At 72.6% G+C, this 8,942-nt stretch carries 5 protein-coding genes; 3 read left to right on the top strand and 2 right to left on the bottom strand.

The annotated features are described in order from the left end of the window. Nucleotides 1–197: 197 nt before the first annotated feature. Nucleotides 198–2,084, bottom strand: coding sequence for a serine hydrolase domain-containing protein (locus tag JS521_RS30410; RefSeq protein ID WP_205086151.1), 1,887 nt, complete (start codon nucleotides 2,082–2,084; stop codon nucleotides 198–200). 225 nt (nucleotides 2,085–2,309) lie between these two features. Here JS521_RS30410 and JS521_RS30415 point away from each other — a divergent pair, with 225 nt between their 5' ends. Next, nucleotides 2,310–3,419, top strand: a complete 1,110-nt coding sequence (locus JS521_RS30415) for an NAD(P)H-dependent flavin oxidoreductase (RefSeq protein WP_205086152.1) — start codon at nucleotides 2,310–2,312, stop codon at nucleotides 3,417–3,419. Beyond that, the gene (locus JS521_RS30420; RefSeq protein WP_205086153.1) at nucleotides 3,416–4,966 is read left to right on the top strand and encodes an acyl-CoA synthetase; all 1,551 of its coding nucleotides are present in this window, start codon (nucleotides 3,416–3,418) and stop codon (nucleotides 4,964–4,966) included. Before JS521_RS30415 ends, JS521_RS30420 begins: the two co-directional genes overlap by 4 nt. A gap of 57 nt (nucleotides 4,967–5,023) precedes the next feature. Here JS521_RS30420 and JS521_RS30425 read toward each other — a convergent pair whose 3' ends face one another. Further along, a complete protein-coding gene (locus tag JS521_RS30425; RefSeq protein ID WP_205086154.1) occupies nucleotides 5,024–7,438 on the bottom strand; it encodes an acylase in 2,415 nt (804 codons plus the stop codon). A gap of 154 nt (nucleotides 7,439–7,592) precedes the next feature. On the opposite strand from JS521_RS30425, the gene JS521_RS30430 reads away from it, so the two are divergent. Beyond that, nucleotides 7,593–8,942: fatty acyl-CoA synthetase (locus JS521_RS30430; protein ID WP_205086155.1), on the top strand; the 1,350-nt coding region annotated here is incomplete at its 3' end.

Below are 8,942 nucleotides of genomic sequence, written 5' to 3' on the forward strand. Positions count from 1 at the left end.
GTCGTCGAACTGCCTGCTGCCGCGTGACAGCCGGCAGTTCGACGACACCCCCTAGCGGCTCTTCCTGCCGCCCGCGCCATCCAACGGCCCCCGGATGAACCGGCGGTGACGTCGTCCCGCTCCGGGCGTGACGTCATTGTGGCGGCCGTCCCCGCCGGGCGCAGGACCACCACGCGCGCCGGCGCCCGCACCGCCGCTCAGTCGGCCGACAGCACCCAGCCCGTCGCCCCGATCCGCCCCGCGTCCCGGGGCCGCTCGGAGTCGAAGACCGTGCGGCCCCCGTCCCGCACCCGCAGGGCGTCGACATACGCGCCGCGCCCCACGTACCGCTGGTCCGTGGTGTACCGCCACCGCAGTCGCAAGCTCCTGCCGCGCCAGGCGGAGAGGTCCGCCTCCAGCCGGTGCCACACCCGCCCCGACCAGCCGGAGACCCGGCCCTCCGGGTGCGGTCGCGGGTCCGGGCGGTGGTGGCCGGGGCCCCGGACCGTGGTGGTGAACGGCACCGGCTGCCACTCCTGTCCCGCCGATGCCTCCAGCACCAGTGCGTCGGAGCCGGGTTCGGTGTCCCACCACAGGGCGCACTCCAGCCGGGCCCGTGCGGAGTCCAGGCGCAGGGCGGGGAGCGTGAGGGTGGCCGTGGAGGCGCTCGCCATCCCGGAGAACCAGGCACTCCGTCCCCGCTCGGGCCGGACCGGGACGGCCCGCGCCAGCTGGTTGGCGGTCGCCACCCGGGGCGCGCTGCCCGAGCGCCAACTCCTTACGGGGTGGACCGAGTTGCCCAGCACGATGAGGAAGGTGTCGGTCGACGGGTCGAGCACCAGGCTGGTCCCGGTGAATCCGGTGTGCCCCGCACTGCGCGGCGTCGCCATCGCGCCCATGTACCAGTGCTGGTAGAGCTCGAAGCCCAGGCCGTGCTCGTCGCCCGGGAACGCGGTGTTGAAGTCGGTGAACAGCAGGTCGACCGAGTCCTCGGAGAGGATGCGGGCGCGGCCGTACACCCCGCCGTTGAGGAGCGTCCGGGCGAGCACCGCGAGGTCCCAGGCGCACGAGAACACCCCGGCGTGGCCCGCCACCCCGCCGAAGCCGAAGGCGTTCTCGTCGTGCACCTCGCCCCAGACGAGACCGCGCTCCAGCCCCGACCAGGGCAGCCGGGCGTCCTCGGTCGCCGCGATCTTCGGCTTCCAGGAGGCGGGCGGGTTGTAGCGGGTGCGGTGCATCCCCAGCGGGGCGGTGATCTCCTCGTGGAGCAGGACGTCCAGCGTGCGGCCGGTGAGGTGCTCCAGGATCAGTTGCAGCGAGATCAGGTTGAGGTCGGAGTAGAGGTAGGCGCTGCCCGGAGTGCTCGCCGGGACCTCCTCCCACAGCATCCGGAGCTTGCCCTCCCGGCTGGGCTCCTCGTACAGCGGGATCCACGAGCGGAAACCCGAGGTGTGCGTCAGGAGTTGACGGACCGTGATGTCCTGTTTGCCGCCGCCCGCGAAGTCCGGGAGGTACGAGGCGACCGTCGCCTCCAACTCCAGCGTGCCGCGCTCGATCTGCTGGACCGCCAGGAGCGAGGTGAACAGCTTGGAGATCGAGGCCAGGTCGAAGACGGTGTCCTCGGCCATCGCGATCTGCTGCTCCGCCGGGAACTCCACCCCGGTGTCGGTCTTCTCGTCGTACGCCGCGTAGCGCACGGCCTTGCCGATCGGCCGGTGCAGCGCCACCGTGCCGCCCCGGCCTGCCAGCAGCACAGCGCCCGCGTACCAAGGATGCTCGGGGGAGTCGGCGAGGTAGGCCTCGGCGTCCCGGACGAGCTGGTCCAACGGGTCCTGGAGCAGCCCGGCGCGGGCCGCGCTGCCGCGCCGCAGCGTGGGCCGGTGCGCCCCTGACTCCATGCCCGCTCCCGTGTCCGCCGCGCCGTTCGTCGCCCCCGTGCCGGGCCCGCTCCGGGCGGCCGCACCCGCGAGCGGGATCGGCGTCAGCGCGAGCGCGCCGCCCAGCGCCAGTATCCCGCCGCCCAGCCGCCGCCGGGCGATGCCGCTCCCGGCGGTGCGTGGGGTGTTCTCGGAGGTCCGCCCGTACCGCTGCGTGTCCCCGGTCATCCGCAACTCCTTCCCGCGCCTGACATCCGGTCACCGGGCCGCACCCGTGCGCCCGGAGGCCGCGCGAAAGTAACTTCCGAAATCTCGCCGATCGGTGAAAGTTCTTGCCGCCGCAGAGATTACTGTCACCTCCCCGCTCCCGGGCGGGTCCGGGCCCGTAAAGAATCTGACACTGCATCAGAAAATCTCTTCCCTCGGTCGCCCGGCTGCGGCATCCTGCCGCCCATGGAGACGGAACTGAGCCGCCGGCTGGGAATCGAGCACGCCATCTTCGGCTTCACGCCGTTCCCCGAGGTCGCCGCGGCCATCACCAGAGCCGGCGGCTTCGGCGTGCTCGGAGCCGTCCGCTACACCGCACCCGACGACCTCGCACGCGACCTCGACCGGCTGCACGAACACGCCGACGGCAAGCCCTACGGCCTCGACGTCGTCATGCCCGCCAAGAAGGTCGAAGGCGTCACCGAGGCGGACGTCGAGGCGATGATCCCGGCCGAACACCGCGGATTCGTGGCCGAACTGCTGGCCCGCTACGGCGTGCCCGAACTGGCCGAGGGGGAGGCTTCCGGCTGGCGTATCACCGGCTGGATGGAGGAGGTCGCCCGAAGCCAGCTCGACGTGGCCTTCGACTACCCGATCAAGCTGCTGGCCAACGCGCTGGGCTCCCCGCCCGCCGACGTCATCGAGCGCGCCCACGACCACGGGGTCCTCGTCGCCGCCCTGGCCGGAAGCGCCCGGCACGCCCGGCGACACGCGGAGGCGGGCATCGACGTCGTCGTCGCCCAGGGGTACGAGGCGGGCGGCCACACCGGCGAGATCGGCTCCATGGTGCTGGTCCCCGAGGTCGTCGAGGCCGTCGCCCCGCTGCCCGTGCTCGCCGCCGGAGGCATCGGCAGCGGCGAACAGGTCGCCGCCGGACTCGCCCTCGGCGCCCAGGGCGTCTGGCTCGGCTCCCTCTGGCTCACCACGGAGGAGGCCGATCTGCACTCCGAGGCCCTCACCGCCAAGCTGCTTGCCGCCGGCTCCGGCGACACCGTCCGCTCCCGCGCCCTCACCGGGAAACCCGCACGCCAGCTCCGTACCGAGTGGACCGACGCCTGGGACGATCCGGCCGGGCCCGGAACCCTGCCCATGCCGCTCCAGGGGCTGCTGGTCGCCGAGGCCGTCTCCCGGATCCAGAAGTACGAGGTCGGCGAGCTGCTCGGCACACCCGTCGGGCAGATCGTCGGCCGGATGACCAGCGAACGCAGCGTCCAGGCCGTCGTCGACGACCTCACCCGCGGCTTCGAACGGGCCGTCACCCGCATCAACCGCATCGCCGGAAGGAGCGCCACGTGAACCAGCCGCCCAACGGCTTCTGGGCTCAGGCCGCAGCCGACCCCGACCGCACCGTCCTGATCGCACCCGATGGCGAGGAGTGGAGCGCGGGCCGGCTGCACGCCGACGTCAACCGCATGGTCCACGGACTGCGCGGGGCGGGACTGCGCGAGGGCGACGCGTTCGCCGTCGTGCTGCCCAACGGCGTCGAACTCCTCACCGCCTACCTCGCCGCCTCGCAGGCCGGCTTCTACCTCGTGCCCGTCAACCACCACCTCGTCGGCCCCGAGATCGCCTGGATCGTCTCCGACTCGGGAGCCCGCGTCCTGATCGCCCACGAACGGTTCGCGGCCGCCGCGACGGCCGCCGCCGACGAGGCGGAGCTGCCCACGACCCACCGCTACGGCGTCGGCGCGGTCCCCGGCAGCCGCCCGTACGCCGAACTCCTCGACGGCCACTCCGCCATCCCGCCGGAGGGCCGCACTCTGGGCTGGGTCATGAACTACACCTCGGGCACCACAGGACGCCCCCGCGGCATCCGCCGACCGCTGCCCGGCAAGAGGCCCGAGGAGACCTACCTCGGCGGGTTCCTCGGCATCTTCGGCATCCGGCCGTTCGACGACAACGTGCACCTCGTCTGCTCGCCGCTCTACCACACCGCCGTGCTCCAGTTCGCGGGCGCCGCCCTCCACATCGGGCATCCGCTCGTCCTGATGGACGGCTGGGCCCCGGAGGAGATGCTGCGCCTCATCGACGCCCACCGCTGCACCCACACCCACATGGTCCCCACCCAGTTCCACCGCCTGCTCGCGCTGACCGAGGAGGTGAAGGCGCGGTACGACGTCTCCTCCATGCGGCACGCCATCCACGGGGCCGCGCCCTGCCCAGACCACGTCAAACGCGCCATGATCGACTGGTGGGGGAGCTGCGTCGAGGAGTATTACGCGGCGAGCGAGGGCGGCGGGGCGTTCGCCACCGCCGAGGACTGGTTGAAGAAGCCCGGCACCGTCGGCAAGGCCTGGCCGATCAGCGAGCTGGCCGTCTTCGACGACGACGGCAACCGGCTCCCGGCGGGCGAACTGGGCACCGTCTACATGAAGATGAGCACCGGCGGCTTCAGTTACCACAAGGACGAGACCAAGACCCGCAAGAACCGCATCGGCGACTTCTTCACCGTCGGCGACCTCGGCGTCCTGGACGCGGACGGCTACCTCTTCCTCCGCGACCGCAAGATCGACATGATCATCGCCGGGGGAGTCAACATCTACCCCGCCGAGATCGAGTCCGCCCTGCTCACCCACCCCGCCGTCGCGGACGCAGCCGCCTTCGGCATCCCGCACGCCGACCGGGGCGAGGAGGTCAAGGCCGTCGTCGAGCCGGCCGAGGGCCACGAGCCGTCCGACGCGCTCGCCGCCGCGATCCTCTCCCACTGCGAGGAGCGGCTCGCCGGGTACAAACGGCCCCGCTCGCTCGACTTCATCACCGCCATGCCCCGCGACCCCAACGGCAAGCTCTACAAGCGGCGGCTGCGCGAACCGTACTGGGAGGGCTTCGAACGCCCGCTGTAGCCACGGGGGCTTCCCCGGGAGGGGCGTGCGGGTGGCCCCGCCCCTCCCGGACGTGCCCTACCGCCGCTCCTGCACCCGCACCACCCGCAGGTCCGGCGAGCGCGCGATGTCCTTCTCGCAGAACCGGGACGTCACCCAGCGCTCACCCGCGTACAGCCGGGTCTGGTCGCTGAAGTGCGGTGACTTCGGGTTCTCCGACTGGGAGTACGTCAGCAGCGTCCGGGCCACCGGGCAGCGGCCGTCGTCCCAGCCGACCGCCTGGATGTAGCTGGAGCCCGACGACACCTCCGTGTAGCCGCCTTCCGCCGCGTTCCACACCGGCTCGGTCTTGTTCCAGATGCCCAGCGACTCCGTGCCGCCGCCGACCGGGAGCCGCTTGCCGTCGCGTACGACGAACTGGTGCTTCCCCAGCCGCGCGTCCAGCGCGATGTCCGCCGCCCGAAGCTCCGCCACCGCGTCCGCCAGGGCCCGGCCCACGCCCGGCGCGGCGGTGTCGAGGTCCCGTGGGGTGCGCACCGGGTCGGCCGGGTCGAACGGCGTCTTCCACAGCTCGGCGGCGGGCACCGCCGACGCCTTGCGCCAGAACCGGTCGAAGAGCAGCGCCCCCCGGCTGTCGCTGTCCACGCTCCGGTCCCAGCGCCGCAGCACCCGGCAGGCCTCCGACACATCGACCGGCGTACCGTCCGTGCCCACGGCCGTGCCACCCGGCAGCGTCGCGCACCACTTCGCCACGTCCGACGCGGCCAGATCCCCGGCCGGCGCCCGGTTGGCGAACTGCTGGCGCTGAAGGTCCGAAACCTGCAGGCGGCCCTTGTCCGCCATCGACGCGACGTCCTCGATCGCGCCGCGCGTCCGCATCGACCGGGGCGTCGCGACCGTGCCGAACACCCGCTCGTACCCGGTCAGCGGCCGGTCCGCGTTGGTCAGCCACGCGCTGTCGTTGGAGTTCTCCACGTACGGACGGTTCTTCAGGGTCGGCGCCCGGCCCGGGCCGAAGACGCCGGGCTGCACCGCGTCCCGGTCGCTGCCCAGGGCGCAGTCCGTGCGCGAACCGTCCAGCACCGCGAGCCCCGCGGCCGGATAGGTGGCCCGGCCCAGCGGCGTGGAGCAACGCTCCGCCAGCTCGTCGGTGATCCTCGGCAGCACCTGCGACTGGGAGAAGAAGGAGTTCCCCGCCCGGTCCGCTGCGATCGTGTTCACCCAGGGCAGGCCCTGCCGCCGGTGCAACGAGCGCTCGATCTCCGCCGTGCCGCGGGCCTTGCTGAAGCCCAGAGCGGTGTCCGAGCCCCGGAGGTTCTTCGCGTTGGGGTCGTTCAGCGCGTACGCCGTGGTCGACGTCCACGGCAACGGCAGCGCCGCCCCGAACGAGGTGACCACCGGCCCGTACCGGGTCCACCACTGGGTACGCGTCACGGGAGCCGCGCCCTTCACCGGGACGCTCACCGTGCGCTTCGTCATCCGCTCCCGCCTGCCGTCCACCAGATAGGCGGTCGGATCGGCGGGATCCAGCGTCAGCTGATGCAGATTCAGCGGTACGCCCGTGGCCACCGTATGGCTCCACGCCACGTCCGCGTTGTGCCCGATCGAGATCGTCGTCGTGCCCAGCAGCGAGGAGCCCGACACGTTCAGCTCGCCGGGGATGGTCTGCTGCGACATCCAGAACCGTCGCCCGCCCTGCCACGGGTAGTGCGGGTTGCCGAGCAGCAGCCCGCGCCCGTTCGCCGTCGTGGAGCCGTGGAAGGCCACCGCGTTGGAGCCCATGTCCGCGTTCTGCGTCGACAGCAGCCGCTCCGCCGCCACGGCCGCCTCCTTCGGCGTGACCCCGGCGGCCGGGGGCGCGACCGTCGGTGGCTGAGCGGCTGTGATGCCGTCGATGCCGCGCCCCTGGCCGCCGAGCACCGAGATGGCGAACCCCCGCGCCGCCACGTCCAGCGCCGTCACCGGCCGCACCCAGGACGCGCCCCGGCAAGCCGGATCGGTGATCCGGTTCTGCGCGAGCCACGCGTTGTACCCCGCGGCGAACCCGCGCATCGTCTCCTTGACGTCCCGGCTCGGACCGGCGGGCGCGGGGACCTTCAGCAGCCTCTTCACCGTGCCGCTGTTCCGGACACCCCGGAAGTACAGGTCGCTGGAGAGGTTCGTCGCCGCCGAGGACAGCGAGAAGTCCGGTGCGGCGTCCGGGCCGAAGAACCTCGACCGCTCCCCGCGCACCGTGAGGAATCCGTCCGCCAGGGTGCACACCTGATCGGCGGCCTGCGCCCAGCCGGTGCCGAAGCCGAGCTGTGCGTAGTCCTTCGCCACGATGTGCGGAATGCCGTACTCCGTGTACCGGATGACGGCGGACAGACCGCCACCGGACGGATGCCGCTCCTGCCCGGCCCCGGACGCGGTGGCCGGCGGCAGCGACGCCGACACGGTGAACAGGGCGATGCCGGCGACCCCGAGCAGTCTCAGACGGTTTCGCAGTCTCAAGGTGTTCCTCCCAACGGTGCGGGTGGCACAGGCGGTTGACCGGACCGTCCGGACAGCCACGCGCCACTCAGCCAGGGAGCCCCGGCAGCTGTCAACCGTCTGGTCGGTATCCGGCCTCTTGACCCCCGGGGGCCGGGCCGCACAGGATCACGCCATGACAGGTGTACGCAGCAGCACAGTCGACGGCGTCCTCACCCGCAGCGCCCGGCGCACCCCCGCCCGGACCGCCGTACGGTACGCCGACCGGGCCTGGACCTACGCCTCGCTGGACGCCGCCGTCTCCACGGCCGCCGCCGTCCTCACCGAGGAGCACGCCCTCGCCCCCGGCGACCGGGTGGCCGCCTACGCGCACAACTCCGACGCCTACCTCATCGGCTTCCTCGCCTGCGCCCGGGCCGGGCTCGTCCACGTACCGGTCAACCAGAACCTCACCGGCGACGACCTGGCCTACCTCCTCGACCAGTCGGGCTCCTCCCTCGTCCTGACCGACCCGGACCTCGCCGGGCGGATCCCCGAGGGCCACCGGGTACGCGCGCTGCGCGACGCGCCCGGGTCGCTGCTCGAAGCCCTGGAGACCGACCGGCCCTTCACCCCGGAGCGCCCGCCGGCCTCCGACGACCTGGTGCAGCTGCTCTACACCTCCGGCACCACCGCCCTGCCCAAGGGCGCGATGATGACGCACGGGGCCCTGGTCCACGAGTACGTCAGCGCGATCACCGCGCTCGGCCTCGCTGCCGCCGACCGGCCCGTGCACTCCCTGCCGCTCTACCACTCGGCGCAGATGCATGTGTTCCTGCTGCCGTATCTGGCGGTGGGAGCGGAGAACACCATCCTGGACGCGCCGGACGCCGTCCGTATCTTCGACCTCGTCGAAACGGGCCTGGGCGACAGCCTGTTCGCCCCGCCCACCGTCTGGATCGCCCTCGCCAACCACCCGGAGTTCGCCACCCGCGACCTCGGCGGACTGCGCAAGGCGTTCTACGGGGCCTCGATCATGCCCGTCCCCGTCCTGGAGCGGCTGCGTGAACGCCTGCCGCACCTGGCCTTCTTCAACTGCTTCGGCCAGAGCGAGATCGGCCCGCTGGCCACCGTGCTGGGCCCCGACGAGCACGAGGGCCGCATGGACTCCTGCGGCCGGCCCGTCCTCTTCGTGGAGGCCCGCGTCGTCGACGAGAAGGGCGAGGACGTCCCCGACGGCACCCCCGGCGAGGTCGTCTACCGCTCGCCCCAACTCTGCTCCGGCTACTGGGACAAGCCCGAGGAGACGGCGGAGGCCTTCCGCGACGGCTGGTTCCGCTCCGGCGACCTCGCGGTCCGCGACGCGGAGGGCTTTCTCACCGTCGTCGACCGGGTGAAGGACGTCATCAACTCCGGCGGCGTCCTCGTCGCCTCCCGCCAGGTCGAGGACGCCCTCTACACCCACCCCGCCGTCGCCGAGACCGCCGTCGTCGGCCTCCCCGACGACCGCTGGATCGAGGCCGTCACCGCCGTCGTCGTGCTGCGC

The sequence above is a fragment of the Streptomyces durocortorensis genome, from assembly GCF_016901035.1.
Classification (GTDB): domain Bacteria; phylum Actinomycetota; class Actinomycetes; order Streptomycetales; family Streptomycetaceae; genus Streptomyces; species Streptomyces durocortorensis.

Coding starts and splice junctions, on each gene's coding strand:
- JS521_RS30410 (WP_205086151.1), bottom strand. CDS start 2,084: ATGACCGGGGACACGCAGCGGTACGGGCGGACCTCCGAGAACACCCCA.
- JS521_RS30415 (WP_205086152.1), top strand. CDS start 2,310: ATGGAGACGGAACTGAGCCGCCGGCTGGGAATCGAGCACGCCATCTTC.